This is a genomic window from Rhodococcus sp. T7 (assembly GCF_009872365.1).
Classification (GTDB): domain Bacteria; phylum Actinomycetota; class Actinomycetes; order Mycobacteriales; family Mycobacteriaceae; genus Rhodococcus_F.
Genome location: NZ_WXYH01000132.1, coordinates 61,915 through 88,825, shown reverse-complemented (window position 1 = coordinate 88,825; position 26,911 = coordinate 61,915). Strand labels below are relative to the sequence as shown.

Sequence of the window (26,911 nt, the reverse complement as noted above, 5' to 3'; positions counted from 1 at the left end):
CGCCATGACAGAGGAACACGGCGGGCTCGACTGGTTGCGGGGCCGCGGTGTCCTCGTCGCCGGTGCGGGGGTGTCCGGCCGCGCCACCATCGAACCTCTTCGCGACCTTGGAGCCCACGTCACCGTCACCGACGCGAACGTCGACGCCCTCGCCGAGTGCGCGCGACTGGGGGCGGCGACCGTCCCGATCGACGATCTGCTCGCCGAACGCGAGCGGGTCGCCGAGTTCGCGCTGGTCGTGACGAGCCCGGGGTTCCGCCCGGACGCGCCGCTGCTCTCGATCGCCGCCGGCGACGGGGTGCCCATCTGGGGCGACATCGAATTCTCCTGGCACGTGGACCGGGCCGGGCTCTACGGTCCGCCGCGGCGGTGGCTGGTGGTCACCGGCACCAACGGCAAGACCACGACGACCTCCATGCTGCACTCGATTCTCGAGGCGGCCGCGCTGCCGAGCCTCGCGTGCGGCAACATCGGGCTCCCGGTGCTCGACGCACTGCGGCAGACCGAACCGCAGGCGGAGGTGCTGGCGGTCGAACTGTCGTCGTTCCAGCTGCACTGGGCGCCGTCGGTCCGGCCGACTGCGGGCGCGATCCTCAACATCGCCGAGGATCACCTGGACTGGCACGGCGGCATGCAGCCGTACATCGACGCGAAGGCCCGCGCCCTGACCGGTGAGGTCGCGCTGCTGGGCCTCGACGACGACGTCGCGTCCTCTCTCTTCTCCTCGTCCCTCGCAGTGCGCACCCTGGGTTTCCGGCTGGGAGTGCCCGCGCCGGGCGAACTGGGTGTCGAGGACGGGTATCTCGTCGATCGCGCGTTCGCGGACGCCGAGCGGCTGGCCCCGGCCGACGGGATCACCCCGCCCGGGCCCGCCGGACTGCTGGATGCGCTGGCAGCGGCGGCTCTCGCCCGGGCGATCGGGGTTCCGCCGACCGCGGTCGCAGCAGGCCTGGCCGCCCACGTGGTGGGCCCGCACCGGGCGGCGCACGTCGCCGACGTCGGGGGAGTGACGTTCGTCGACGACTCCAAGGCGACCAACCCGCACGCGGCCCGCCCGTCGATCCTCGCCCACGACCGGGTGGTGTGGATCGCCGGTGGTCTGCTGAAGGGGGCGCGGGTCGACGACCTCGTCCGGGAGGTGGCCGGCCGCCTCACGGGCGCTGTCCTCCTGGGCCGTGATGCGAGGCAGATCGCAGAGTCGCTTGCGCGACACGCCCCCGAGGTTCCCGTGGTCACCGTCGAAACGGGAGACGATGCAGGTGTGAGTGCAGTCCCGCAGTCCGCGGCGCACCGGGTGGTGCTGCCCGCGGACACCGACAGCGACGCCGTGATGGGTGTCGTCGTGCGGGAGGCGGCTGCGCTGGCAACGGCAGGCGATGCCGTCGTCCTGGCGCCCGCGGCGGCGTCGCTCGACATGTTCGACAGTTACGGGCACCGGGGGCGCAGCTTCGCGGACGCCGTCGGCAGGCTCGACGAATCGGACATCTCCAGGACGCTGCGATGACCTCCGCCGGAGCCCGCACCCGCCGCGTCCCCGAAGGACAGCGGTCCCCGGCCCGCACCGCCGCCGCACCCGGGGTGGCCAAGCGCGCACCGTCGGGTCCGCGCACGCGGACGGTCCCTCCCCGCAGTCCGCGCACCCGGATCGGGGCGTGGCTGTCGAGGCCGCTGGCGTCGTTCCACCTCGTGGTGACCATCGCGTTTCTGCTGACGGTCCTCGGCCTGGTGATGGTGCTGTCGTCCTCTAGCGTCGAGGCCTACGCCACCGACGGCTCGGCCTACACCCTCTTCACCCGACAGGCACTGTTCGCGGCCCTCGGACTCGGCCTGTTCTACGCGGCGCTGCAGATCCCCGTCCGGGTGATGCGCGCGCTGTCGTTCCCGGCGTTCGCGGTCACGATCATCCTGCTGGTCCTGGTCCTCATCCCCGGCATCGGCACCGTGTCCCAGGGCACCCGCGGCTGGTTCGTGGTCGCCGGGTTCTCGTTGCAGCCCGCCGAACTGACCAAGATCGCGCTGGCAGTGTGGGGTGCGCACATCCTGGCGTCGCGCCGCAGCGACATCTCCAGCGTCCGCGACATGCTGGTGCCGCTGGTTCCGGCCGCTCTCGTCGCGTTCGTCCTGATCATCCTGCAGCCCGACCTGGGCACCACGGTCTCGCTGGCCATCATCCTGATGGCGCTGCTGTGGTTTGCGGGGCTGCCGCTGAAGCTGTTCGTCGCCATCGTCGGCACCGGCGTCGCGGGAATCGTGATCCTCGCACTCACCGCCGGCTACCGGTCCGCTCGCGTGCGCGAGTTCCTCAACCCCGGCTCCGACCCGCAGGGCATCGGATACCAGTCGCGGCAGGCGATGTACTCGCTCGCGGACGGCGGGATCCTCGGACGAGGGCTCGGGCAGAGCCGCGCGAAGTGGAGCTACCTGCCGAACGCGCACAACGACTTCATCTTCGCGATTATCGGCGAGGAACTCGGATATCTCGGCGGCGCCGCCGTCCTCGGCCTGTTCGGACTGTTCGTGTACACGGGCCTGCGCATCGCGGCCCGATCCGCCGACCCGTTCCTGCGGTTGCTCACCGGAACGGCGACGGTGTGGATCACCGGGCAGGCGTTCATCAACGTGGGATATGTCATCGGGCTGCTCCCCGTCACCGGTCTGCAGTTGCCGCTGGTGTCCGCGGGCGGAACGTCGACGGCCACCACACTGTTCATGTTCGGTCTCGTCGCCAACGCGGCGCGGCACGAACCGGAGGCGGTCGCGGCGCTGCACTCCGGGCAGGACGGCCCGTTCGGTCGGCTGCTGCGGCTCCGCAAACCGGAGGCGTATTCACCGGTGCGGGCGGACGCGGCGCGCGCCGAGGCGGTGCGCCGGGCCGAGGCCCGTCGCCGGGCCGGTCGCGAGATGGCCCCGCGGACCCGCAGCATCACATACGAGAAGGGCCGCCCCGAACGCGGCAAGGGCCGCACCCCCGAACGCGGTGCACGTCAACAGCGAAGCTCGGGTGGCCGAGCAGGAGAGCGAGGATTTCGTAGGTGAACGGCGACAAGTCCACCCTGTCGGTGATCGTGGCCGGCGGTGGTACCGCCGGGCACATCGAACCGGCCCTGGCCGTGGCCGACGCGATCAAGGCGATCGACGACACCGCGGTGGTGACCGCTCTCGGCACGGCGCGCGGCCTCGAAACCACGCTGGTTCCCGAGCGGGGCTACCCCCTCGAACTCGTGCCGCCGGTGCCGCTGCCCCGTAAACCCACGCTCGATCTGCTGCGGCTACCCGGGCGCGTGCGCGCATCGGTGCGCCGCACCCGCGAGGTGCTCGACGCGACCGGCGCCGACGTCGTCGTCGGTTTCGGCGGATACGTCGCGCTGCCCGCGTACCTCGCGGCGGGCCCCGGTCTGCTCCGCCGCCGTCGTCGCATTCCGATCGTCGTGCACGAGGCGAACGCCAGCGCCGGGATCGCGAACAAGATCGGTGCCCGCCGCGCCGCCCGCGTCCTGGCCGCGGTCGCCGGTTCCGGAGTGTCGGCGCGGGGGCGCTCGGACGCCGAGATCCTCGGTATCCCGGTGCGGGCGTCGATCACCGGTCTCGACCGGGCCGCGCTGCGCGCGGAGGCGCGCGCACACTTCGGCCTCCCCGCAGACGGCCCGGTGCTGCTCGTGTTCGGCGGTTCCCAGGGCGCGCGGTCGCTGAACGAGGCCGTGTCGGGTGCGGCCGAGTCGCTCGCGGCGGCCGGGGTGGCCGTCCTGCACGCGCACGGACCGAAGAACACCCTCGACGTTCCCGCGACCCCGGGCGGCCCGCCGTACGTGGCCGTTCCCTACCTGTCGCGGATGGACCTCGCATATTCGGCTGCGGACGCCGTGATCTGCCGGTCGGGTGCGATGACGGTGGCGGAAGTGTCGGCGGTCGGCCTTCCCGCGGTGTACGTGCCACTGCCACACGGCAACGGTGAGCAGGAACTGAACGCGCGGCCGGTCGTCGCCGCCGGAGGTGGAATGATTGTGGCCGACGGAGACCTGTCCGCCGGATTCGTCGTGGAGACCGTGATCCCTCTGCTGCGCGACCCCGCACAGCTCGAGGACATGGGGCGACGCGCGGCCGGAGCGGGTCACCGCAGCGCAGCCGCCGAGGTTGCGCGCATCGTGATCGACGTGGCCGCGCAGACGAGGGGAACCCGATGACCGACCTGCCCGCGCAGTTGGAACGTGTCCACATGGTCGGGATCGGCGGCGCCGGAATGTCCGGAATCGCGAGGATCCTGCTGGCCAGGGGTGGCCAGGTGTCCGGTTCGGACGCCAAGGAGAGCCGCGGCGTCCTCGCGTTGCGTGCCCGCGGCGCGCAGGTCCGCATCGGCCACGACGCCTCCGCCCTCGACCTGCTGCCCGGCGGCCCGACCGTCGTGGTCACCACCCACGCCGCCATCCCCAAGGACAACCCGGAACTCGTGGAGGCGGCCCGGCGCGGGATTCCCGTGATCCTGCGGCCCGCGGTGCTGGCCTCGCTGATGCAGGGGCACCGCACCCTGCTGGTGTCGGGCACCCACGGCAAGACGTCGACGACGTCCATGCTGGTGGTGGCGCTGCAACACTGCGGGTTCGATCCGTCGTTCGCGGTCGGCGGCGAACTCAACGAGGCCGGAACCAACGCCCACCACGGCAGCGGCGACGTGTTCGTCGCCGAGGCCGACGAGAGCGACGGTTCGCTGCTCCAGTACGACCCGGACGTCGTCGTCGTCACGAACGTCGAGGCCGATCACCTCGACTACTTCGGCAGCCCCGAGGCCTACATCCAGGTATTCGACGATTTCGCGGCCCGGCTGTCGCGCGGCGGGCTGCTCGTCGCCTGCCTCGACGATCCGGGGTCCGCGGCACTCGCGCAGCGGGTGGCGGCACGCGGACTGCCCGGCGTGCGGGTGCTCGGTTACGGCAGCGCCGAGAACGCGGACGGGGCCTTCGCACCGATCGACGGCGTCGAGGTCGGCGCGCGCCTGCTGAGTTTCGAGGCCAGGGACGTCGGCGGGGTACTGCAGTTCCAGCTGGCCGGGGAGCAGGCACCGAGAACGATCCGGATGAACGTGCCGGGCAGGCACATGGCACTCAACGCGCTGGCCGCGCTCCTCGCAGCCCGGGAGGCCGGCGCCGACGTGGACGAGATCCTCGAGGGCATCGCCGGTTTCGGGGGAGTGCACCGCCGGTTCCAGTTCACCGGCCGCGAGCACGGGGTCCGCGTGTTCGACGACTACGCGCACCACCCGACGGAGGTGCGGGCGGTGCTCGGCGCCGCCGCCGATCTGGTGCGCCAGCCCCACGAGGCCGACCGCCGCGAATCCGAGGACTCGGTGCGCAGCGGGAAGGTCATCGTGGTCTTCCAGCCGCACCTGTATTCCCGCACAGCAACATTCGCGGAGGAATTCGGGCACGCACTCGACCTCGCCGACGAGGTCGTCGTCCTCGACGTGTACGGCGCGCGGGAAGAACCGCTCCCGGGCGTCAGCGGCGCCCTGGTCGCGCTGTCGGTGTCGAAGCCGGTGCACTACCAGCCGGACCTGTCGCAGGCGCCGCGTCAGGTCGCGGCACTCGCGTCCCCGGGTGACGTGGTCATCACCATGGGTGCAGGCGACGTGACGATGCTCGGGAACCAGATCCTCGACGCTCTGCGTGCGGCTCCGCACCACCACCCGTCGCGATGACGCGGGAGCGCCGCGGCCGGTCCGAGCGGCCGGACCGCCCTGTCCGCCGCGACGCCGCGCGCAGTCCGCGACCGGGCACGTCCGGCGCACGCGCGACGGCGGGCGACCGGACGTCCTCGCGTCGGCGCGGCGCGACCGCTACCGACCCCGGCCCGCGGCGCACCCGCGAATCGGCTTCGGCGGCACGGAAGTCCGCGGCGGTGGAGACACCGCGGCGTCCGTGGTACAGGCGGCCGGCGGTGATGGGCGCCGTCGGCGTCGTGGTGGTCGTGGCGCTCGGTCTCGTCGCGTGGTTCACGCCGCTGCTGTCGGTGCGTCAGACGGACGTCGCGGGGGCGACGTCGATTTCCGAGGAGCAGATTCGCCAGGCGCTGGCGGTGCCGCAGGGGCAGCCGCTGCTCCGCGTCGACACCGAGGGCGCGGCCCTGCGGGTCGCCGCGATCCCGAAGGTGGCGTCCGCCCGCGTGCAGCGGGTGTACCCGTCCACCATCCGCGTCACGGTAACCGAGCGGGTGCCCGTCGTGTTCGTCGACAGCCCCGGCGGCACCCATCTCCTCGACTCGGAGGCCGTGGATTACGAGATCGCCCCGCCGCCGCCCGGGGTGCCGAGACTGGTGACCGAGAAGCCGGGGTGGGGTGACCCGTCGACGGAGGCGGCGATCGAGGTGCTGGAGTCGATGCCGCCCCAGCTGCGCGCTCAGGTGGGACAGGTTGCCGCGAAGTCGATTTCGGATATCGCGGTGACGTTGCTCGACGGCCGGATCGTGGTGTGGGGCGGCACGGAGAAGTCCGAGCGCAAGGCCGCGGTCACGCTGCCGCTGCTCACCCAGCCCGGGCAGACGTACGACGTGTCCAGTCCCGACCTGCCGACGGTGCGGTGAGGGGTCGTGACCGGGATGCGAGAGAGTTGCGGGCGAGTTCGTCAAATAACTCGGCGCGTCTCGGCGCGCCTAATGGCGTATCCGTATGGCGGTGCATAGCGTTTCGCTCTAGTCGAGCAGCACTTGACATAACCGTAACCCTATGGTTGAGGTTGAGGGTTCAGGCTGGGCTGATCTGTACGAAAGCGTGATACACACTCATGGAAGGCGAGAGCCGATGACGCCCCCGCACAACTACCTCGCCGTAATAAAGGTCGTCGGCATCGGCGGCGGCGGCGTGAACGCAGTCAACCGGATGATCGAGCAGGGACTCAAGGGAGTCGAGTTCATTGCCGTCAACACCGACGCGCAAGCGCTGCTGATGAGTGACGCCGACGTCAAGCTCGACGTCGGCCGGGAACTCACCCGCGGGCTCGGCGCCGGTGCGGATCCCGAAGTCGGCCGCAAGGCCGCAGAAGACCACAAGGACGAGATCGAGGAAGTCCTCAAGGGCGCCGACATGGTGTTCGTGACCGCAGGCGAGGGCGGCGGCACCGGCACCGGTGGCGCGCCGGTCGTGGCGAGTATCGCGCGCAAGCTCGGAGCCCTCACCGTCGGCGTCGTCACGCGCCCCTTCTCCTTCGAGGGCAAGCGCCGCGGCGGCCAGGCCGACACCGGCATCCAGTCGCTGCGCGAATCGTGCGACACCCTCATCGTGATCCCCAACGACCGTCTCCTCCAGCTCGGCGACGCCGCGGTCAGCCTCATGGACGCGTTCCGCAGCGCCGACGAGGTCCTGCTCAACGGTGTCCAGGGCATCACCGACCTCATCACCACTCCCGGACTGATCAACGTCGACTTCGCCGACGTCAAGGGAGTCATGTCCGGCGCGGGTAGCGCGCTGATGGGCATCGGATCCTCGCGCGGCGAGGGCCGGGCCATCAAGGCCGCGGAATCGGCGATCAACTCCCCGCTGCTCGAGGCGTCGATGGAGGGTGCGCGCGGCGTGCTGCTCTCGATCGCCGGTGGCAGCGACCTCGGTCTGTTCGAGATCAACGAGGCTGCCTCGCTGGTGCAGGAAGCCGCTCACATCGACGCCAACATCATCTTCGGCACCGTCATCGACGATTCGCTCGGCGACGAGGTGCGGGTCACCGTCATCGCCGCCGGGTTCGACGGCGGCACCCCCACCCGCAGGCCGGTCGAGTCGGGTGCTGCCGGTCGCAGCGCCATCGGCGCCGGACGGGCGGGCGAGGTCGGGCAGTCCGCCGAGCAGCAGAACAGCGAGCCGATGTCGGTGACCCGCGAGACGATCAGCTCCCACCAGAGCCCGAGCAGTCTGCCGCCGCTTCCCGGAAACGGGCAGCCCCGCGCGGTGCCGGTGTCCGACGAGGAGGGTGAAGACGAAGTCGACGTGCCCTCCTTCATGCGTCGTTGAGTTCGCCGTCCGCCCCCGAGTTCAGGGTTCGCCGGGTCGTCACCACCCGTGCCGGAGGACACTCCGCCGCACCGTACGACACGTTCAATCTCGGTGATCACGTCGGCGACGATCCGGCTGCGGTGGAGGCGAACCGGCGCCGGCTCGCAAGCGAGATCGGCGTGCCGTTCGACCACCTGGTGTGGATGGAGCAGATCCACAGCCGCAACGTGACCGTCGTCGACGGGCCCACCGACACGCCGGTGCCCGCGACGGACGCGCTCGTGACGACGGTGCGGGGGCTCGCGCTCGCGACCCTCAGTGCCGACTGCGTCCCGGTGCTGCTGTCCGACGACGAGGCCGGGGTGATCGCCGCCGTCCACGCCGGCCGGATCGGCGCCCGCATCGGCATCGTTCCGCGGGTGCTCGACGTCATGGTCGAGCAGGGAGCGCGGATCGACCGGATCGGCGCGTTCCTGGGTCCTGCCGCGAGCGGCAGGCAGTACGAGGTGCCCGCGGCGATGCAGGCGGACGTCGAGAAGTTCCTTCCCGGCAGCGCTGTACGCACCGTCAAGGGGACCCCCGGTCTCGACCTGCGGGCGGGTCTGCGGAAGCAACTGCTCGACGCGGGTGTCGCCGGAGTGGCGGAGGATCCACGCTGCACCATCGAGGATCAGACGCTGTTCAGTCATCGCCGCCAGGCCCCGACCGGTCGGCTCGCGGCGGTGATCTGGATGGATACTGGGCAGGACAGCGTGTGACAACTGCCGGCGGTGCCGGCGGTGGCAACTGCCGGCGTCGCCGGCGAGAGATTCGGTGTGGGAGTGGAAACGATGAGCAGGGTCGGGGACATCGAGGCTGCGCTCGGCGCCGTGCGCGCACGGCTCGACGCGGCGTGCCGGGACGCCGGTCGCGACCCCTCGGAGGTGTCGCTCCTGCCCGTCACGAAGTTCTTCCCCGAATCGGACGCGCGGATCCTGTACGACCTCGGATGCCGTGAATTCGGGGAGTCGCGGGAGCAGGAGGCCACGGCGAAGATCGCGGAGTTTCGCACCGCGGTGCCGGATCCGTCGGTGCGGTGGCACATGATCGGGCATCTCCAGCGCAACAAGGCGAAGGCCGTCGCGCACTGGGCGTATGCGATCCACTCGGTGGACAGCGAACGACTCGTCGGCGCCCTCGGCCGCGCGGCGACCGCGGCCCTGGAGGCGGGGGAGCGGCCCGCGCCTCTTCGGGTGCTGCTGCAGGTCAGTCTGGACGGTGACCCGCAGCGCGGCGGCGCCGCGATCGCCGACCTCGATCGCCTTGCCGCGCAGGTGCAGTCGTCGCCGGGACTCGAGTACCGCGGACTGATGGCGGTTCCGCCGATCGAGGCAGACCCGGACGCGGCGTTCGAGGAACTGCACAACATACACGCGCGGCTGCAGCGCGACCATCCGGATGCGACGGAACTCTCGGCGGGCATGACGAATGATCTCGAGCACGCCGTTCGACACGGGTCCACCTGCGTGCGTGTCGGAACCGCGCTGTTGGGTTCGAGGCCTATAACCTCGAAATAGATCGCTCAGGTGATCGCCAACCCGTCCACACCGCTGCGACCGGTCGCAGTTGGATCCTGTCCGCCGCGCCAAGGAAGGTCGATCAATGAGCAGTCTGCACAAGTTCAAGGCTTACTTCGGCATGGTTCCCCTCGACGACTACGAGGACGAGTACCTGGACGAGCCGGAACCTGCGCGCAGGCCCGCTCGACCGGCCCGCGACAGTGGACGCGATCCGTATCTCGACCGTGACGACCGCGATTTCGCCGAACCAGCCTTCAGTAAGGCTGCCTACGCGCCCGGTCGCCGGGACGATCTGGACGACGACTTCGACCGGTACGAGAGCCCCCGGCACTCGTCCCGGGTGGAACCCGTGGCCGTCCGGTCGGCACGTCCCAGCGCGAGCGGTGCTGTGCGCGGCAGCACCCGCGGCGCGCTCGCCGTCGACACGCGATCCGACCGGGTCGAGAGCCGTCGCGGACCCCTCTTCGACGAAGGTGGCCCCCTGTCCAAGATCACCACGCTCCGCCCCCGCGACTACGGGGAGGCCCGCACCATCGGTGAGCGGTTCCGGGACGGCACCCCCGTCATCATGGACCTGGTCGAGATGAGCAACGCCGACGCCAAGCGCCTCGTGGATTTCGCCGCCGGTCTGGCGTTCGCACTGCGCGGGTCGTTCGACAAGGTGGCCACGAAGGTGTTCTTGCTCTCACCTGCAGACATCGACGTGTCCGCCGAGGAGCGTCGCCGCATCGCGGAAACCGGTTTCTACAGCCAGAAGTAAGCCGGGGAGCGGGGGAAACGACCATCGGGATCCGAACGTCCGACACGACGCGAGCCGCGACGGCTGTGGCGCAGAACGCCCTGGCCACGCGGCTCGTTTTGATCGGCCGGACATTCTCAGGCAGAGTGAAGGTGTGGCCTTGTTCTCGGTGATCTACTTGATACTGTTTGTCTTTTGGCTGCTTCTCATCGGCAGAATCATTGTCGAGTTCGTACGGACCTTCGCACGAGACTGGCGGCCAACCGGCGTCGTGGTCGTCATTCTCGAAGCGATTTTTACGGTCACCGATCCACCGGTCAAACTGCTTCGGCGGTTGATCCCCCCGATCAATCTCGGTGGGGTGCGGTTGGATCTATCCATCATGGTCTTGCTGTTCATCGTCTTCATCCTGATGTCGATCGTTCAGGGACAAGCGCGTGCCACGGGAGTGGTGTGACAGAATGGACCCCATTGATCCAGTCTTGTTTCACCGTTACGTAGACTGCGCTGTAACTGAATGCTTGCTAGACCGCCAAATGACGCGTGAAGGGATCCTTCCATGCCGCTGACTCCCGCTGATGTGCACAATGTCGCGTTCAGCAAGCCACCGATCGGTAAGCGGGGCTACAACGAAGACGAAGTCGATGCGTTTCTCGACCTCGTCGAGCAAGAGTTGTCGCGCCTGATCGAGGAGAACGCCGACCTTCGGCAGCGAGTAGGGGAGCTCGACAAGGAGCTCGCCGATGCGAAGAAGGCTCCCCGCTCCACGTCTGCAGCACCGACTCCTGCCCCCAAGGCGGAGCCCGCTCGCGTCGCCGAGCAGCCCAAGGCGCCGGCTCCGGCGCCCGCCCCGGCCCCGGCCGCTGCGGCTGCGCCGGCTCCCGCTCAGGGCGCCGACGCTCACATGCAGGCCGCCAAGGTCCTGGGTCTCGCCCAGGAGATGGCAGACCGTCTCACGAGCGACGCGAAGACCGAGTCCGAGCAGTTGCTCGGCAACGCACGCACCAACTCGGAGCAGCTGGTCAGCGACGCGCGGAACCGGTCCGAGACGATGATCTCGGACGCACGCCAGAAGTCGGAAGCACTGATCACCGACGCGCAGACCCGTTCCGAGACCCAGCTGCGCCAGGCCAAGGAGAAGGCCGACGCGCTGCAGGCGGATGCGGAGAAGAAGCACACCGAGATCATGGCGACGATCAATCAGCAGCGTTCGGTGCTGGAGGGTCGAATCGAGCAGCTGAAGACGTTCGAGCGCGAATACCGTGTGCGCCTGAAGTCGTACCTGGAGTCGCAGCTCGAGGAACTGGAGCAGCGGGGATCCGCGGTTCCGGTGGACGGCGGTCAGGATTCGTTCGCGCAGGGTGGATCGCAGTCCAATTACAGCCAGTCCTACGCCAAGGGCAATAGCTGACTGAGCGCGCGGTAGTTGCCCAGCCAGCGGCCCGGATAGAGGTTGAGCCGTGCTGGTCGTGACACTCGCTCTTGCAGCGGTGGGGTTCGCTCTCCTGGTGGTGGCTCTCATGACCGGTTCGGTCGTGTGGGCCTGGGGATGCATCGTGGTATGCGTCGCCGGAGCGGTCCTGCTGCTCGTCAGCGCCCTCGCGGGCAAGAAGGCCGCGGTCGTGCCGAGGCAACCCGCGAGCGGCGTCCCCGGTGACCGCGGTCCCGCAGCGGATACGGACACGACGCCCGGATCCGACGAGACCGACTGAGCTGCCGTCCGGCGGTGGCGGCTAGACTGCATTCAGCGAATAATTCAGTAACCGAGTTTCGTGGCGACGATCCGGCCATCACCGGGGAGCCTTCGGAAGAACGGCCGGCACACCGGCTCAGTAGAACCGAACGGGTGGGCCCGTCACAGCCCGGCACCGAGAGGCGCCCTCCGGGGTGCAAGCGGGGTGGTACCGCGGTGGTGACGCAGGAGGCGTCCCCGTCGTCCCCGTGCCGAGTACGTCAGGCACGAGGAGATCGCGGTGACCGACACCAGCAACGTGACCAGCAGCAACGAGTCGTACCCCAAGGTCGATTACGGCGTCTCCCAGGACGCCGGCGTCCGGTTCCCCCAGATCGAGCAGCGGGTGCTGGCCGGCTGGGACGAGGACGACACGTTCCGGGCCTCGGTCACCCAGCGTGACGACGCCCCCGAGTTCGTGTTCTACGACGGCCCGCCGTTCGCGAACGGTCTCCCGCACTACGGCCACCTCCTCACGGGGTACGTCAAGGACCTGGTCCCGCGGTTCCAGACCATGCGCGGGAAGAAGGTCGAGCGCCGATTCGGCTGGGACTGTCACGGGCTGCCCGCCGAACTCGAGGCTGAGAAGCAACTCGGCATCAAGGACAAGTCCGAGATCGACGTCATGGGTCTCGAGAAGTTCAACGAGTACTGCAAGTCGTCGGTGCTGCGTTACACGGACGAGTGGCGCGACTACGTCACCCGGCAGGCCCGGTGGGTCGACTTCGACAACGACTACAAGACCCTGGACCTCGACTTCATGGAGTCGGTCATGTGGGCGTTCAAGGAACTGTTCGACAAGGGCCTGATCTATCAGGGTTTCCGCGTGCTGCCGTACAGCTGGTACGAGCAGACGCCGCTGTCGAACCAGGAGACGCGGCTCGACGACGCGTACAAGATGCGCCAGGACCCGGCCGTCACGGTCGACATGCCACTGCGCGGTGAGGGTCCGCTCGACGGCGCCAACGCCATCATCTGGACCACCACCCCTTGGACGCTGCCGTCCAACCTCGCCGTCGCGGTCCATCCGGACATCGACTACGTGCAGGTCGCGGGTGGCGACGGGAAGCGCTACGTACTGGCGAAGGACCGGCTGGGTCACTATTCCCGCGAACTCGGCGAGGCGCCCGAGGTGCTGTCCGAGCACAAGGGTTCCGAGCTCGTCGGGCTCAGCTACGACCCGCCGTTCGATTTCTTCGCCGGCCACGACAACGCGCACCGGGTGCTGTCCGCCGACTACGTGACCACCGAGTCAGGCACCGGAATCGTGCACATGGCACCGGCTTTCGGTGAAGAGGACTACGACTACTGCGTCCGCAACGGGATCGAACTGGTGCAGCCGCTCGACCCGGGCGGCAAGTTCACGGCGATGGTGCCGCCGTACGAGGGTCTCCTGGTGTTCGACGCGAACCCGGTCATCATCAAGGACCTCAAGGCTGCTGGAAAGTTGCTGCGGCACGAGACGATCGAGCACTCGTACCCGCACAGCTGGCGCAGCGGGCAGCCGCTGATCTATATGGCGGTCCCGTCGTGGTTCGTCGCCGTCACCAAGTTCCGCGACCGCATGGTGGAGCTGAACCAGGACATCACCTGGGTGCCCGAGCACATCCGCGACGGTCAGTTCGGCAAGTGGCTCGAGGGTGCCCGCGACTGGAACATCAGCCGCAACCGGTACTGGGGCAGCCCGATTCCGGTGTGGGTGTCCGACGATCCGGCGTACCCGCGTACCGACGTGTACGGCTCCCTCGACGAACTCGAGCGTGACTTCGGGGTGCGGCCGACGGATCTGCACCGCCCGATGATCGACGACCTGGTGCGTCCGAACCCGGACGACCCGACCGGGAAGTCGATGATGCGGCGCGTGCCGGAGGTCCTCGACTGCTGGTTCGAGTCCGGGTCGATGCCGTACGCGCAGGTGCACTACCCGTTCGAGAACCGGGAATGGTTCGACTCCCATTTCCCGGGCGATTTCATCGTGGAGTACAACGGGCAGACCCGCGGGTGGTTCTACACGCTGCACGTGCTGGCGACGGCGTTGTTCGATCGTCCCGCGTTCAAGACCGTTGCGGCCCACGGCATCGTCCTGGGTGAGGACGGCCTGAAGATGAGCAAGTCCAAGGGCAACTACCCGGACGTGAAGGAGGTGTTCGAACGCGACGGCTCCGACGCCATGCGCTGGTTCCTCATGTCGTCGCCGATCCTGCGCGGCGGAAACCTCGTCGTCACCGAGCAGGGCATCCGCGAGGGTGTCCGGCAGGCGCTGCTGCCGCTGTGGAACGCGTGGAGTTTCCTGCAGTTGTACGCGCCGACGTCCGGTGAGTGGCGCACGGATTCGACGAACGTCCTGGACCGGTACATCCTCGCGAAGCTGGCGGGCACCCGGGACGTCATCACCGACGCGCTCGAGACGAACGACATCGCCGGGGCGTGCGACGAACTGCGCACGTTCTGCGACGCGTTGACGAACTGGTATGTGCGGCGGTCGCGTTCGCGCTTCTGGGACGAGGACGCCGAGGCAGTCGACACCCTGCACACCGTGCTCGAGGTGGTCACCCGGCTCGCCGCTCCGCTGCTGCCGCTGATCAGTGAGGTGATCTGGCGGGGGCTGACCGGCGGACGGTCGGTGCATCTCGCGGACTGGCCCGCGGGAGCGGAGCCTGCGGAGCGACCCGGAAGCTCTGTGGGGGAGCTGCCTGCGGATCCGGAGCTGGTGTCGGCGATGGACGAGGTCCGGTCGGTGTGCTCGACGGTGCTGGGTCTGCGCAAGGCGCAGAACCTGCGGGTGCGGCTGCCGTTGCCCGAGGTGACGGTCGCGGCCGAGGACGCGGAGCGGCTGCGCCCGTACCTCGGCCTGATCGCCGACGAGGTCAACGTCAAGAAGGTCGACCTCACCACCGACGTGGACGTGCACGGCCGGTTCGAGCTCGTCGTCAACGCGCGCGCCGCGGGGCCGCGGCTTGGCAAGGACGTGCAGACCGTCATCAAGGCCGTGAAGGCCGGTGACTGGTCGGAGAATTCGGACGGCGTCGTCGTCGCGGCGGGGATCGAGTTGCTGCCGGAGGAGTACACGCAGCGGCTGGTCGCCGCCGAACCGGAGTCGACGGCGGCCCTGCCCGACGGTGCCGGTCTGGTCGTCCTGGACTCGGCGGTCACCGAGGAACTGGAAGCCGAGGGCTGGGCGAAGGACCGGATCCGCGAGTTGCAGGACGCGCGCCGCGCGGCCGGGCTCGAGGTGTCCGATCGGATCACCGTTGTCCTCGACGTGCCGGCGGAACGGCGGGACTGGGCGCTCGCGCACCGGGACCTGATCGCGGGCGAGATCCTCGCCGTCGAACTGGAACTGGCCGAGGCGCCGGGCGATGCCGTCGAACTCGGTGAGGGTGTGCGGGCGGCGATCACGAAGGCGTGACCTGTCGGACCGGGCGGGTATTTTGCACCAGGTGAGTCGTCGGTGGGTGCTGCACCTCGACATGGACGCGTTCTTCGCGTCGGTCGAGCAGCTCACCCGGCCGACGCTCCGCGGCCGCCCGGTTCTCGTCGGTGGTCTCGGCGGACGCGGTGTCGTCGCCGGGGCCAGTTACGAGGCTCGGGTGTTCGGCGCGCGGTCGGCCATGCCGATGCATCAGGCCCGGAGGCTGGTGGGCCCGGGTGCGGTGGTGCTGCCGCCGCGGGGCCGGCTGTACGGCATGCTGAGCAAGTCCGTGTTCGACGCGCTTCGCGGGCCGATGCCGGTGCTCGAGCAACTGTCGATGGACGAGGCGTTCGGTGAACCCGTGGAACTGGCCGGAGCGGATGCGGCCACGGTGCAACGCTATTGCGAGGGACTGCGGGCCCTGGTTCTCGAGGAGACGGGGCTCGTCGCGTCCATCGGGGCCGGATCGGGGAAGCAGGTGGCCAAGATCGCGTCCGGTCTGGCCAAACCCGACGGGATCACGGTGATTTCGCCGGACCGGCAGCACGCGGTGCTGGACGAGCTTCCGGTGCGGAAGCTGTGGGGTATCGGCCCGGTCGCGGAGGAGAAACTGAAGCGGCTCGGCATCGAGACCATCGGCGGTTTCGCGCGGACGCCCGAATCGGAGGTCGCGTCGATTCTGGGCACCACGATCGGACCGGGCCTGCACCGGTTGGCGCAGGGCATCGACAATCGGCCCGTCGCCGAACGCGCGGAGTCGAAACAGGTCAGTGCGGAGACGACTTTCGCCACCGACATCGTCACGATGGCGGAGTTGCGGGGTGCCGTCGAGTCGAGCGCGGCGTCGGCGTTCGTGCGGCTGCAGAAGGATGGCCGGGCCGCGCGCACGGTGGTGCTGAAGCTGAAGAAGGCGGACATGAGCATCGTGACGCGCTCGGTCACGATGCCCTACGCGACCCTCGACCGTCAGATTCTGGTCGCGGCCGCGCAGCGTCAGGTGATCGACCCGATCGAACTCGGACCGGTGCGTCTGGTCGGGGTGGGATTCGCCGGACTGTCGACGGTGCGTCAGGGCTCGCTGTTCCCCGAACTGGACCTGGACGTCCCGGGCTACCAGGAGTCGAAGATCACGGAGGCGAGCGGTGACGACGGCCTGTCCGCGGCAGTCCCCGCACCCGCCCGGGCAATCGACACGCGGTGGCATCCCGGCCTCGACGTGACGCACCCGGACTTCGGCCACGGCTGGGTGCAGGGTGCCGGGCACGGTGTCGTGACCGTCCGATTCGAAACGCGCACAACGGGTCCGGGAAAGGCGCGCACCTTCAAGGAGGACGACGGGCAACTCGAGACGGCCGATGTGGAAGGCTCGCTCGCGTGACCGGACCCGCCGCCCGGACGAGGGAGTGGAGACCGGCTCCGCGAGAAGGTAGCCTCGGGCGCTGATGCTTACCCTTGGGTAATGTCGCCCGGGTAGCGAACGTGCTCAGATCGTCCGAGAACGAACACCGAGAATGAAGAGGTTATTGAGTTGAAGCTTCGTAAGATCACGGTTGCCGGAGTAGCAATCGCCGCAGCCCTCACGATGTCCGCGTGTGGCTCCGACGACGGCGACACGGCGGCCAAGACCACGACGACGACTTCCGCAGCTGCCGAGACCTCGGAAGCCATCGAGGTGCCCACCGCGGCCGATCTCAACGCGCTTCTGGTGCAGGGCCTCGACCCGGCCACCCCGCTCGAGGTCAAGTCCGCGATGGTCGAGGGCTCGGAACAGGATCCGGAGCTCATCAACCAGGTCGCCGCCGCCGCCAAGGCCAACAACGCCCAGGTCACCGTTCTCGACCCGGTCATCGACAACGGTGACGGCACCGCCAGCGGCCAGCTGCAGCTGACCGTCAACGGCCAGGTCCAGCAGGGTGGCGTTCCGGCCATCTTCGTTCCCGGCGAGAACGGCACGTGGAAGCTGTCGAAAATCACCGCATGCCAGATCGTGTCGCTCGCGCAGCTGACCTCGCCTGCATGTCCTGCCTGATTCCAGGCCGAACCGTGCGGTCCTGACGGATCGCCGCGTTCTCGCACCGATGCCGGTGTCCCCTCGGGGACATCGGCATCGGTCGTTCCGGGGTCGGCTCAGCCGGCGGGTGCGGGCGCGAGCTTCGCCACGGCGGTGCTCGTCAGGTCGCCGAAGACGCCGGCGTCGATCGGATCCTGTCCCGTCGCGACCAGTTGAGTGACGGTGCTGCCGACGACGACCACCACCACGTCCGAGACGAGACTGACACCCTCGCTGGTGGTGACGAGCCGGAACGCCGTCGACGCGTCGCCCGCGGGCTGCTGCTCGCGGCCCCCGATCCGGTACTGCACCTGCACGCCGTCGGCGTCCGTGCCGCTGTATTGGGTGCATCCCGCCAGCCGGTCCTGCACCGCGGCGAAGGCCTGGGCCGCGTCGGCTCCGGTGGCGTAGCTCGCCGCGTCCTGGTCGATGGTCGCGAAGCCCGGGCCGGTGAACCAGCCGGACGCGGACGCCGGCGCTCCCGGGCGCTGGTCCGCGACCGGTGACAGCACCGCGCCGCAGTCCGCGGGATCCGTGCTCGACTTGTCGGAATCCGCCGACTCCGACGCCGGCGGCAACCCCAGATCCTCCTCGGGATCGGGCACCGGGGTGAATCCGACCGGAAGGTCGCCGACGTCGAGGAGCGCCGCCTTCAGCGCGGCCCGATCGGTGAACGGTGTGCCTGCCGCGTCCGGCGCGGCGGTCACGACCGGACCGAGCGGCTCCAGCGATCCGGCGTCGCCTGCGTCGCCGGACGCGTTCGACGAGCAGGCCGACAGTGCGAGCACGGCCAGCAGGGAGCAGGAGACGGCGACGGGTCCGCGGCGCATCAGGACCCCCACCGGACCGAGTTCGACGTGGTCTGGTGCAGGCGGGTGGCGCCGTCGGGGTCGCTGTACTCCTGGTCACCGCCCACGGTCACGGTCCCGGACACCGGCAGCGGAAGGCCCAGGTCGACGGTCATGGTGCCCGAGCCCTGCATCACGTACTGGTCGACGTTCAGCGTGCCTGCCTCTCCGGGCAGTTCCCACACGGGGGACTTCGGCTTCTGGTCGATCGTGTAGTCGACGGTGAGGCGGTTGCCGTCCCGCGCGGTCAGGGTGGCGACGGTCGTCTGGTCGAGCGCGATGCCGCTCATCACCTGCTGGCGGATCGTCCACTGGGCTCCCACACCGACCGGTTCCTCCGGAAACGGGACCGTGCGGTACACGGCCTGGTAGAAGGCCTGCTCGATCGCGGAGCGGGCGATGTCCTGAGCGTCGGCGTCCGGTCGCAGTCGCAGCGCGGTGATCGCACCGGTGGGATCGACGGTGAAGCCGGCGCCGGAACCGGCACTGGCCTCGAGTGCGCTGCCGAGGCGGTCGTCGGGGCTGGTGACGTCGCCGAGCGTGAGGTCGACGGTGGTGCTGCCGTCCGCGTCCTCGGTCGCCCGGCCGACGGCGGCGGTGAGAGGGAGCGTCACCTGGGGGGAGGAGAAGTCCTGGGCGGGCTGGTCGTCGATCTGCTGGAACACCTGCGCGTCCGTGGTCAGCTGGACGTCCTGCGTGACCCCTGCCGGCGGTCTGCGTGAGATCACCTCCCGCGGTTCCTCGCCGGGCTGGATCAGTTCGACGGTGGTGGCGGAGATCGGGACGGTCACTTCGGCGGGAGTGGACGTGGACCCTGCGGGGCTCGACTCCGAGGAGTCGCCGTCACCTCCGCACCCGGCGGTCAGAGCGACCAGGGAGAGGGTTGCGGCGAGTAGGCAGAATCCGGGTCGCAGAGCATTCGAGAACAGTGGCACGCCCCCAGGCTAGTGCGCGCGGGAGCGCGTGAACGGAGGCTTGCCTCCGTAGTGGATGATGAACGGGTGAGTCAAGACCCCACGGCAGAGAACGAGACCGACGCCGAAGACCGGAACGACGGTGACACGTCCCGCGCCGTAGCCCCCCGGCCGGCGAAGCATCAGCGCAGGCTGCTGCTGTTCGCGATCGCAGGGACGATCCTCGCGACCGACCTGCTGACGAAGATCCTCGCCGTCGCCAACATCGAGCCCGGCCGTCCGGTCTGGCTGATCGGGGACCTCGTCTCGCTACGGCTCGTGCGGAACCCGGGCGCGGCGTTCTCCATGGCCACCGGCATGACGTGGCTGCTGACCCTCGTCGCCGTGGGTGTGGTGATCGGAGTCGTCCGCATCGGCCGGACGCTGCGGTCGCCGTGGTGGGCGCTCGGTCTCGGACTGGTGCTGGGGGGCGCCCTCGGCAATCTCGTCGACCGGTTCTTCCGGGCCCCCGGAGTGATGCAGGGGCACGTCGTCGATTTCGTCTCCGTCGGCTGGTGGCCGGTGTTCAACGTGGCGGACTCCGCGATCGTGTGCGGTGCGATCCTGCTCGTCGTGCTCACCCTGGTGGGGCTGGAACCGGACGGAACACGCAAGGGGGTAGAGAAGTGAGGGAAACACGGTCGATGCCGGTCCCGGACGGGCTCGAAGCGATGCGGGTCGACGCCGGCCTCGCGCGACTGCTCGGCCTGTCGCGCACCGCGGTCGCGCAGCTCACCGAGGAAGGCTCGGTGCTCGTCGACGGCGCACCCGTGGGCAAGTCCGACCGGCTGTCCGCAGGCACCTGGCTCGAGGTGGAACTGCCGGAACCGCCGCGACCGCTGACCATCGAGGCGGAACCCGTCGAGGGCATGGAGATCCTGTACGCCGACGACGACGTGGTCGCCGTCGACAAACCGGTCGGGGTCGCGGCCCACGCCAGCGTGGGGTGGACCGGTCCGACGGTGATCGGCGGCCTCGCCGCCGCCGGCTTCCGGATCTCGACGTCCGGTGCGCACGAGCGCCAGGGCATCGTGCACCGGCTGGACGTCGGTACGTCCGGAGTGATGGTGGTGGCCACGTCGGAGCGCGCCTACACACTTCTCAAGCGCGCGTTCAAGCAGCGGACCATCGACAAGCGGTACCACGCACTGGTGCAGGGGCACCCGGATCCGAGCAGCGGAACCATCGACGCCCCCATCGGCAGGCACCGCAGCAACGACTGGAAGTTCGCCGTCACCGCGGACGGTAAACCCAGCATCACCCACTACGACACGGTCGAAGCATTCCAGGCGGCGAGCCTGCTCGACATCCACCTGGAGACGGGCCGGACCCATCAGATCCGCGTCCACTTCGCCGCGCTGCGGCACCCGTGCTGCGGCGACCTCACGTACGGGGCCGACCCGCGGCTGGCGGAACGCCTCGGTCTGGAGCGTCAGTGGCTGCACGCCCGGTCGCTCGGTTTCGCGCATCCCGCGGACGGGCGGTGGGTCGAGATCACGTCCAAGTACCCGAAGGATCTCGAGGACGCTCTCGGGGTTCTGCGGGCGAGCTGAGGTGCGGCTCCCGCGCCCCGGCGGTACCGCGGTGCCGGCAGTGCTCACCGCCGTCGTCCTGATCGCGGTGACGGTCGTGCTCGGGGCACTGAACCCCGTCCGGCGCGCGCCCGTGTCGACGGACACGCTGGGCCCGGACAACGGGGAAGTGGTGGCCGGCTACCTGGCCCGGGCGGACCGATCGCTCGACGAGGCGGACGGTCGCCAGGAGCGCTGGGCGCTGGTCTCGTTCACGCGTCCGGTGACCACGGAGACCGTCCGGGACGCCGCGTCCGGCACTCGGGTGTCGCAGGTGCTCTTCCGCGTGCCGCTCGACCGGGTACAGACCCCCCTCGTGCCTGTGTCCGTCGCGGCAGGCGACGCGGCCCTCGCCCGGGCGAGCGACCTGGCCGCCGGCCGCGCCCAGGCGATGACGGGCGAAACGGCGCGGCAGGCGCAGATCGCGGCGGTCTCGTCGGCGGAACTCGCCCGGAACTGCGCGTGCGTGATCGGCGTCGTCGTCCGCGGCGATCAGGACGCTCTGGCCGCGCTGCGGTCCGAACCGGACGTCCGGGCGGTCGAGGCGCTCGGCGCCGACGCCGTCGCCGGGCGGTTCGCGGTGCGCCCGCTGCTGCCGGAGCAGGTCGAGACCGTCGCGCCCGGCCCCGACGACGGGGTCGTCCCGGGGAGCGGTTCGTGACGGCGCGGAAGGCGGAAACCGTGGGCGCCGCCTGCGGAGTCGGCGCCTACGTGCTGTGGGGCGCGTTCCCGGCGTTCTTCGGCCTGCTCGGCCCGGCCGGGTCGGTGGAGATCCTCGCGCACCGCGTGGTGTGGACGCTCGCCCTGATGTTCGTCGTCCTCGCGGTCTCGGGCCGGCTCCGCTCGCTGCGCGGGCTCAGCGCGCGCACCTGGCTGCTGGTCGCGGCCGCCTCGACGGCCATCGCCGTGAACTGGGGCACCTACATCTACGGGGTCACCTCCGACCGGGTGGTCGAGACGGCGCTCGGGTATTTCATCAACCCGTTGGTGAGCGTGCTGCTCGGGGTCGTGATCTTCCGGGAACGGCTCGTCCCCGCCCAGATCGTCGCGCTCGCTCTCGCCGCCGTCGCGGTGATCGTGATCACCGTCGACTACGGGCATCCGCCGTACATCGCGCTCACCCTCGCCGCCTCGTTCGCGCTGTACGGGCTGTGCAAGAAGGTGATGCCACTCGACCCGCGGACGAGCCTCGCCGCCGAGGGCATCGTGGCCGCACCCGTCGCTGTCGGCTACCTCGTGTTCCTCGCCCTCACCGGAACAGGCACGTTCCTCGGGTTCGGCGTCGGGCACACCCTGCTGCTGATGGCCGCGGGCCCGGTGACCGCCCTGCCGCTGCTGCTGTTCGGCGCGGCGGCGCAACGGGTGCCGTTGCGCACCCTCGGCATGCTGCAGTACCTGACACCCGCGCTGCAGATGGCGTGGGGCGTCGCCGTTCTCCACGAGGACATGCCCGCGTCGCGGTGGATCGGTTTCGCCCTGATCTGGGTGGCGCTCGCGATCTTCAGTACCGATGCGCTGGTACGGGTCCGGCGCGAGCGGCGCAATTCCACCCCGTCCCAGGCGCCCGTCCCGTAACTCGCGTCACGACTTCGGCGACACCTGCCGTCGGCGACCGGAGCTGTCGGTCCGAGGGCCTACACTCGTGAGGCTCCCAGACCTTCAGAGAGGCGCACGTGGCTGACTCGTTCGTACATCTGCACAATCACACCGAGTACTCGATGCTCGACGGTGCGGCCAAGGTCGGACCCCTGTTCGAAGAGGCAGCGCGGCTAGAGATGTCGGCGGTCGGCATGACCGACCACGGCAACATGTACGGCGCCAGCGAGTTCTACAACGTGGCGAAGAAGCAGGGCATCAAGCCGATCATCGGCATCGAGGCGTACGTCGCGCCCGAGTCCCGCTTCAACACCAAGCGGGTGCTGTGGGGCGACCGCAGCCAGAAGTCCGACGACGTCTCCGGTAGCGGCGCGTACACCCACATGACGATGGTCGCGGAGAACGCGACCGGTCTGCGCAACCTGTTCAAGCTGTCCTCCCTCGCGTCGATCGAGGGTCAGCTCGGCAAGTGGGCGCGCATGGACGAAGAGCTCATCGCCACCCACCACGAAGGCATCATCGCGACCACGGGCTGCCCGTCCGGCGAGATCCAGACCCGGCTGCGCCTCGGCCACGACCGCGAGGCGCTCGAGGCGGCCGCCAAGTGGCAGGAAATCTGGGGCAAGGACAACTTCTTCCTCGAACTGATGGACCACGGACTGTCGATCGAGCGACGCGTCCGTGAGGGCCTCCTCGAGATCAGCAAGAAGCTCGAGATTCCGCCGCTCGCCACCAACGACTGCCACTACGTCACGAAGGACGCCGCGGAGAACCACGAGGCGCTTCTGTGCATCCAGACCGGCAAGACGCTGTCCGACCCCACCCGGTTCAAGTTCGACGGTGACGGCTACTTCCTCAAGTCCGCCGCGGAGATGCGGGCCCTGTGGGACGACCAGGTCCCCGGCGCGTGCGACAACACCCTCCTCATCGCCGAGCGCGTCCAGTCGTACGACGACGTGTGGGCGCACCACGACCGGATGCCGATCTTCCCGGTCCCCGAGGGCGAGACGCAGGGCACCTGGCTGCGCAAGGAGGTCATGCGCGGGCTGGACCGCCGGTTCCCCGACGGACCGCCCGAGGAGTACCTGGCCCGCGCCGACTACGAGATCGGCGTCATCCTCGAAATGGGCTTCCCCGCCTACTTCCTCGTCGTCGGCGACCTCATCAACCACGCCCGCGAGGTCGGCATCCGGGTCGGTCCCGGCCGAGGCTCGGCCGCCGGTTCGCTCGTCGCCTACGCGATGGGCATCACCAACATCGACCCCATCCCGCACGGCCTGCTGTTCGAGCGGTTCCTGAACCCCGAGCGCGTGTCGATGCCCGATATCGACATCGACTTCGACGACCGCCGTCGCGGTGAGATGGTGCGCTACGCGACGGACAAGTGGGGCAGCGACCGCGTCGCCCAGGTCATCACGTTCGGAACCATCAAGACGAAGGCGGCGATCAAGGACTCCGCCCGCGTCCAGTTCGGTCAGCCCGGTTTCGCGATCGCCGACCAGATCACCAAGGCGCTGCCGCCGCCGATCATGGCCAAGGACATCTCGGTGTCCGGCATCACCGACCCGAACCACGAGCGGTACAAGGAAGCGGTGGAGGTTCGCGCCCTCATCGATTCCAACCCGGACGTCGCGAAGATCTACCAGACGGCCAAGGGACTCGAGGGCCTGATCCGTAACGCGGGTGTCCACGCCTGCGCGGTGATCATGTCGTCCGAACCGCTGATGGACGCGATTCCTGTGTGGAAGCGCGCCCAGGACGGCGCCATCATCACCGGCTGGGACTACCCGTCGTGCGAGGCCATCGGCCTGCTGAAGATGGACTTCCTCGGACTGCGGAACCTCACCGTCATCGGTGACGCCATCGACAACATCAAGGCGAACCGGGGGATCGAACTCGATCTCGACACCCTTCCGCTCGACGACGCGGCCACGTACGAACTGCTCTCGCGCGGCGACACTCTCGGGGTTTTCCAGCTCGACGGCAGCGCGATGCGCGACCTGCTGCGCCGCATGCAGCCCACCGGCTTCGAGGACATCGTCGCGGTGCTCGCGCTGTACCGGCCCGGTCCGATGGGCATGAACGCGCACAACGACTACGCCGACCGCAAGAACGGGCGGCAAGAGGTCAAACCCATCCACCCCGAGCTCGAGGAGCCCCTGAAGGAGATTCTGGCCGACACGTACGGCCTGATCGTCTACCAGGAGCAGATCATGCAGATCGCGCAGAAGGTGGCCGGGTATTCGCTCGGACAGGCCGACATTCTCCGCCGCGCCATGGGTAAGAAGAAGCTCTCGGTGCTGGAGGAGGCGTACGCCGGTTTCCGCGAGGGCATGCTCGCCAACGAATTCTCCGAACCCGCCATCAAGGCGCTGTGGGACACCATCCTTCCGTTCGCCGGGTATGCGTTCAACAAGTCGCACGCCGCCGGATACGGACTGGTGTCGTTCTGGACCGGGTACCTCAAGGCCAACTATCCGGCCGAATACATGGCCGGTCTGCTCACCTCGGTCGGTGACGACAAGGACAAGGCCGCCGTCTACCTCGCGGACTGCCGCAAGATGGGCATCACCGTGCTGCCGCCGGACGTCAACGAATCGGAGGTCAACTTCGCCTCCGTCGGAGAGGACATCCGGTTCGGCATGGGCGCCGTCCGCAACGTCGGTGCCAACGTGGTGGGCTCGATCATCAAGGCGCGCAAGGAGAAGTCCAAGTTCGTCGATTTCTCCGACTACCTCAACAAGATCGACGCGGCCGCCTGCTCCAAGAAGGTCACCGAATCGCTGATCAAGGCAGGCGGATTCGACTCGCTGGGCCACCCGCGCAAGGGGCTCATGCTCGTTCACGCCGACGCCATCGACGCGGTGATGGGCACCAAGAAGGCGGAGGCGATCGGCCAGTTCGACCTGTTCGGTGGCGACGACGCCGACGAGTCGATCGCCTCGGTATTCAACGTGAAGATCCCCGAGGAGGAGTGGGACTCCAAGCACCGGTTGGCGCTGGAACGGGAAATGCTGGGACTGTACGTTTCCGGGCACCCGCTCAACGGTGTCGAGCACGTGCTGTCGGCGCAGTCCGACACCGCGATTCCGACCATCCTCGAAGGCGACATCAAGGACGGCACCCAGGTCACGGTCGGCGGCATCCTCGCGTCGGTGAACCGGAGGATCAACAAGAACGGTCTCACCTGGGCGTCCGCGCAGCTCGAGGACCTGACCGGTGGCATCGAGGTGCTGTTCTTCCCGCAGGCCTACTCGGTGTACGGGATGGACGTCACGGAGGACTCCGTGGTGCTCGTCAAGGCACGCGTGTCGATTCGCGACGACCGGATCTCGCTCATTGCCAACGACCTTGCGGTGCCGGACCTCTCGGCGGTGGGGGTCGCGAAGCCGCTGGCGGTCAGCCTGCCGCTGCGTCAGTGCACCAAGGACAAGATCGGCGCGCTGCGGCAGGTGCTCACCCGCCATCCGGGCACGTCGGACGTGCACGTGCGGTTGATCGGCGGCACCGAGGTCACGTTGTGGAAGGTGGACGACGTGCTCCGGGTGGAACCGTCGTCGGCGCTGATGGGCGACCTCAAGGCGCTGCTCGGACCGAGCTGCCTGTCCGTGTGATCGCTTCGGTGGGTGCGGCTAGGAGCGCGGCGGGAAGAGCCGCCGCGCCCACCACACCACGACGGCGGCCGCGGCGGCGGTGAGAACGGCCGCCTGCAGCGTCTGGGTGACGACGAGGATCGTGACGAAGACCAGCAGCGCGACTGCCAGGGCTTCCAGCTTGTAGAGGGGCCACTCGGTGCCGGCGAGATCGACGGTCCTCGAGGGGGTGCTGCGGGGCACATCGCGGCGCACCCAAGCGTCGTGTGTCGTCATCGCAGGTCACCTCACTGGAGCGGGTCGGGGGAGCGGACGTCCCCGCGTGCGATCAGGGTACTCGGAATCCGGAGTTCGGCGCAACGAACAAACGGATGTGGCCTTTCGCATGTGCGCTGGTTCGGTGGAATCGGTGGCGGGCTCTCGCGGATCAGGTGTTGACTGGACGCATGCCACTCACAGGTGAATACGAACCCAGTCCGTCCAAGTGGGCAGCGGATCAGGCCGAGTTGATGGAATCCACCGACGGTGCCGAGGGCACGACGCTGGGCGGCAGGCCCGTCGTCCTGTTGACCACCCGTGGAGCGAAATCCGGCAAGATCCGCAAGACGCCGCTGATGCGTGTCGAGCACGACGGAACGTACGCGGTTGTCGCCTCGCTCGGCGGCGCCCCGAAGAACCCGGTCTGGTACTACAACGTGAAGGCCGAACCGCACGTCGAACTCCGCGACGGCTCGGCGACCCACGACATGGTGGCCCGTGAGGTCACGGGCGACGAGAAGGCCACGTGGTGGGAGCGGGCCGTCGCCGCGTTCCCGGACTACGCCGAGTATCAGAAGAAGACCGACCGGGAGATCCCGGTGTTCGTGCTCGAACCCGCCCGAGTCTAGCC

Annotated in this window: 24 protein-coding genes; 21 read left to right on the top strand and 3 right to left on the bottom strand. The window is 69.1% G+C overall.

What is annotated here, in order from left to right; genetic code table 11:
• Nucleotides 1-4: 4 nt before the first annotated feature.
• From murD to MLGJGCBP_RS15790, 15 genes are all read left to right on the top strand, one after another.
• Nucleotides 5-1,504, top strand: a complete 1,500-nt coding sequence (gene murD, locus MLGJGCBP_RS15860) for a UDP-N-acetylmuramoyl-L-alanine--D-glutamate ligase (protein ID WP_160096758.1) — start codon at nt 5-7, stop codon at nt 1,502-1,504.
• Nucleotides 1,501-3,036, top strand: coding sequence for a putative lipid II flippase FtsW (gene ftsW, locus MLGJGCBP_RS15855; RefSeq protein WP_160096756.1), 1,536 nt, complete (start codon nt 1,501-1,503; stop codon nt 3,034-3,036). Before murD ends, ftsW begins: the two co-directional genes overlap by 4 nt.
• Nucleotides 3,033-4,181 carry an undecaprenyldiphospho-muramoylpentapeptide beta-N-acetylglucosaminyltransferase gene (gene murG / locus MLGJGCBP_RS15850; protein WP_160096754.1) on the top strand — a complete coding sequence of 383 codons (1,149 nt, stop codon included), beginning with the start codon at nt 3,033-3,035 and terminating at the stop codon, nt 4,179-4,181. Before ftsW ends, murG begins: the two co-directional genes overlap by 4 nt.
• Nucleotides 4,178-5,689 carry a UDP-N-acetylmuramate--L-alanine ligase gene (gene murC / locus MLGJGCBP_RS15845; protein ID WP_160096752.1) on the top strand — a complete coding sequence of 504 codons (1,512 nt, stop codon included), beginning with the start codon at nt 4,178-4,180 and terminating at the stop codon, nt 5,687-5,689. The genes murG and murC overlap by 4 nt, the downstream gene beginning before the upstream one ends.
• Nucleotides 5,686-6,570, top strand: a complete 885-nt coding sequence (locus MLGJGCBP_RS15840; RefSeq protein WP_236581115.1) for a cell division protein FtsQ/DivIB — start codon at nt 5,686-5,688, stop codon at nt 6,568-6,570. Before murC ends, MLGJGCBP_RS15840 begins: the two co-directional genes overlap by 4 nt.
• Nucleotides 6,571-6,787: 217 nt before the next feature.
• Nucleotides 6,788-7,987, top strand: a complete 1,200-nt coding sequence (ftsZ, locus tag MLGJGCBP_RS15835; RefSeq protein WP_087556247.1) for a cell division protein FtsZ — start codon at nt 6,788-6,790, stop codon at nt 7,985-7,987.
• Nucleotides 7,984-8,727, top strand: a complete 744-nt coding sequence (gene pgeF, locus MLGJGCBP_RS15830) for a peptidoglycan editing factor PgeF (protein WP_087556248.1) — start codon at nt 7,984-7,986, stop codon at nt 8,725-8,727. The genes ftsZ and pgeF overlap by 4 nt, the downstream gene beginning before the upstream one ends.
• Nucleotides 8,728-8,799: 72 nt before the next feature.
• Entirely contained in the window at nt 8,800-9,525 is a 726-nt protein-coding gene (locus MLGJGCBP_RS15825; protein WP_201453079.1) for a YggS family pyridoxal phosphate-dependent enzyme, read from the top strand.
• Nucleotides 9,526-9,610: 85 nt separating this feature from the next.
• Nucleotides 9,611-10,288, top strand: a complete 678-nt coding sequence (locus MLGJGCBP_RS15820) for a cell division protein SepF (protein WP_072945350.1) — start codon at nt 9,611-9,613, stop codon at nt 10,286-10,288.
• A gap of 133 nt (nt 10,289-10,421) precedes the next feature.
• Nucleotides 10,422-10,724, top strand: a complete 303-nt coding sequence (locus MLGJGCBP_RS15815) for a YggT family protein (RefSeq protein ID WP_012688051.1) — start codon at nt 10,422-10,424, stop codon at nt 10,722-10,724.
• A 102-nt stretch (nt 10,725-10,826) separates the two neighbouring features.
• The gene (gene wag31, locus MLGJGCBP_RS15810; protein WP_160096750.1) at nt 10,827-11,678 is read left to right on the top strand and encodes a DivIVA-like cell division protein Wag31; all 852 of its coding nucleotides are present in this window, start codon (nt 10,827-10,829) and stop codon (nt 11,676-11,678) included.
• A gap of 49 nt (nt 11,679-11,727) precedes the next feature.
• Nucleotides 11,728-11,979 (top strand): hypothetical protein, encoded by a 252-nt coding sequence (locus MLGJGCBP_RS15805; RefSeq protein WP_087556250.1) that lies wholly within the window; start codon nt 11,728-11,730, stop codon nt 11,977-11,979.
• Nucleotides 11,980-12,240: 261 nt separating this feature from the next.
• Nucleotides 12,241-15,408 (top strand): isoleucine--tRNA ligase, encoded by a 3,168-nt coding sequence (gene ileS / locus MLGJGCBP_RS15800; RefSeq protein ID WP_160096748.1) that lies wholly within the window; start codon nt 12,241-12,243, stop codon nt 15,406-15,408.
• A 31-nt stretch (nt 15,409-15,439) separates the two neighbouring features.
• A complete protein-coding gene (locus MLGJGCBP_RS15795; RefSeq protein WP_442972103.1) occupies nt 15,440-16,789 on the top strand; it encodes a DNA polymerase IV in 1,350 nt (449 codons plus the stop codon).
• Between the two features lie 150 nt (nt 16,790-16,939).
• Nucleotides 16,940-17,440 carry a hypothetical protein gene (locus tag MLGJGCBP_RS15790; RefSeq protein ID WP_087556253.1) on the top strand — a complete coding sequence of 167 codons (501 nt, stop codon included), beginning with the start codon at nt 16,940-16,942 and terminating at the stop codon, nt 17,438-17,440.
• A gap of 98 nt (nt 17,441-17,538) precedes the next feature.
• Here the strand turns inward: MLGJGCBP_RS15790 and MLGJGCBP_RS15785 are convergent, their stop codons facing one another.
• Together MLGJGCBP_RS15785 and MLGJGCBP_RS15780 are read right to left on the bottom strand one after the other, a co-directional pair.
• Nucleotides 17,539-18,291 carry a sensor domain-containing protein gene (locus MLGJGCBP_RS15785; protein ID WP_160096746.1) on the bottom strand — a complete coding sequence of 251 codons (753 nt, stop codon included), beginning with the start codon at nt 18,289-18,291 and terminating at the stop codon, nt 17,539-17,541.
• Complete coding sequence (locus tag MLGJGCBP_RS15780) at nt 18,291-19,244, bottom strand: hypothetical protein (protein ID WP_160096745.1); 954 nt, start codon at nt 19,242-19,244, stop codon at nt 18,291-18,293. The genes MLGJGCBP_RS15785 and MLGJGCBP_RS15780 overlap by 1 nt, the downstream gene beginning before the upstream one ends.
• Nucleotides 19,245-19,295: 51 nt before the next feature.
• Here MLGJGCBP_RS15780 and lspA point away from each other — a divergent pair, with 51 nt between their 5' ends.
• The 5 genes from lspA (at nt 19,296) to dnaE (ending at nt 26,043) form a co-directional block, all read left to right on the top strand.
• A complete protein-coding gene (lspA, locus tag MLGJGCBP_RS15775) occupies nt 19,296-19,892 on the top strand; it encodes a signal peptidase II (protein WP_179220138.1) in 597 nt (198 codons plus the stop codon).
• Nucleotides 19,889-20,815: an RluA family pseudouridine synthase gene (locus MLGJGCBP_RS15770; protein ID WP_005260233.1), complete on the top strand. Its 927-nt coding sequence runs from the start codon at nt 19,889-19,891 to the stop codon at nt 20,813-20,815. Before lspA ends, MLGJGCBP_RS15770 begins: the two co-directional genes overlap by 4 nt.
• Before the next feature lies 1 nt (nt 20,816).
• Complete coding sequence (locus MLGJGCBP_RS15765) at nt 20,817-21,494, top strand: hypothetical protein (protein ID WP_160096744.1); 678 nt, start codon at nt 20,817-20,819, stop codon at nt 21,492-21,494.
• On the top strand, nt 21,491-22,408 hold the full coding sequence (gene rarD, locus MLGJGCBP_RS15760) for an EamA family transporter RarD (protein WP_160096743.1): 918 nt from the start codon (nt 21,491-21,493) through the stop codon (nt 22,406-22,408). The genes MLGJGCBP_RS15765 and rarD overlap by 4 nt, the downstream gene beginning before the upstream one ends.
• Before the next feature lie 98 nt (nt 22,409-22,506).
• Nucleotides 22,507-26,043, top strand: coding sequence for a DNA polymerase III subunit alpha (gene dnaE, locus MLGJGCBP_RS15755; protein WP_160096742.1), 3,537 nt, complete (start codon nt 22,507-22,509; stop codon nt 26,041-26,043).
• 18 nt (nt 26,044-26,061) lie between these two features.
• Here the strand turns inward: dnaE and MLGJGCBP_RS15750 are convergent, their stop codons facing one another.
• On the bottom strand, nt 26,062-26,298 hold the full coding sequence (locus MLGJGCBP_RS15750) for a hypothetical protein (RefSeq protein ID WP_160096741.1): 237 nt from the start codon (nt 26,296-26,298) through the stop codon (nt 26,062-26,064).
• 170 nt (nt 26,299-26,468) lie between these two features.
• Here MLGJGCBP_RS15750 and MLGJGCBP_RS15745 point away from each other — a divergent pair, with 170 nt between their 5' ends.
• Nucleotides 26,469-26,909 (top strand): nitroreductase family deazaflavin-dependent oxidoreductase, encoded by a 441-nt coding sequence (locus tag MLGJGCBP_RS15745; RefSeq protein ID WP_160096740.1) that lies wholly within the window; start codon nt 26,469-26,471, stop codon nt 26,907-26,909.
• Nucleotides 26,910-26,911: the final 2 nt, after the last annotated feature.

Bases quoted from the DNA above. Each gene is read 5' to 3' on its own strand.
- MLGJGCBP_RS15785 (WP_160096746.1), bottom strand. From the start codon at position 18,291: ATGCGCCGCGGACCCGTCGCCGTCTCCTGCTCCCTGCTGGCCGTGCTC.
- wag31 (WP_160096750.1), top strand. From the start codon at position 10,827: ATGCCGCTGACTCCCGCTGATGTGCACAATGTCGCGTTCAGCAAGCCA.
- MLGJGCBP_RS15750 (WP_160096741.1), bottom strand. From the start codon at position 26,298: ATGACGACACACGACGCTTGGGTGCGCCGCGATGTGCCCCGCAGCACC.
- MLGJGCBP_RS15840 (WP_236581115.1), top strand. From the start codon at position 5,686: ATGACGCGGGAGCGCCGCGGCCGGTCCGAGCGGCCGGACCGCCCTGTC.
- ftsZ (WP_087556247.1), top strand. From the start codon at position 6,788: ATGACGCCCCCGCACAACTACCTCGCCGTAATAAAGGTCGTCGGCATC.
- MLGJGCBP_RS15745 (WP_160096740.1), top strand. From the start codon at position 26,469: ATGCCACTCACAGGTGAATACGAACCCAGTCCGTCCAAGTGGGCAGCG.
- MLGJGCBP_RS15820 (WP_072945350.1), top strand. From the start codon at position 9,611: ATGAGCAGTCTGCACAAGTTCAAGGCTTACTTCGGCATGGTTCCCCTC.
- murC (WP_160096752.1), top strand. From the start codon at position 4,178: ATGACCGACCTGCCCGCGCAGTTGGAACGTGTCCACATGGTCGGGATC.
- murD (WP_160096758.1), top strand. From the start codon at position 5: ATGACAGAGGAACACGGCGGGCTCGACTGGTTGCGGGGCCGCGGTGTC.
- MLGJGCBP_RS15825 (WP_201453079.1), top strand. From the start codon at position 8,800: ATGAGCAGGGTCGGGGACATCGAGGCTGCGCTCGGCGCCGTGCGCGCA.
- ftsW (WP_160096756.1), top strand. From the start codon at position 1,501: ATGACCTCCGCCGGAGCCCGCACCCGCCGCGTCCCCGAAGGACAGCGG.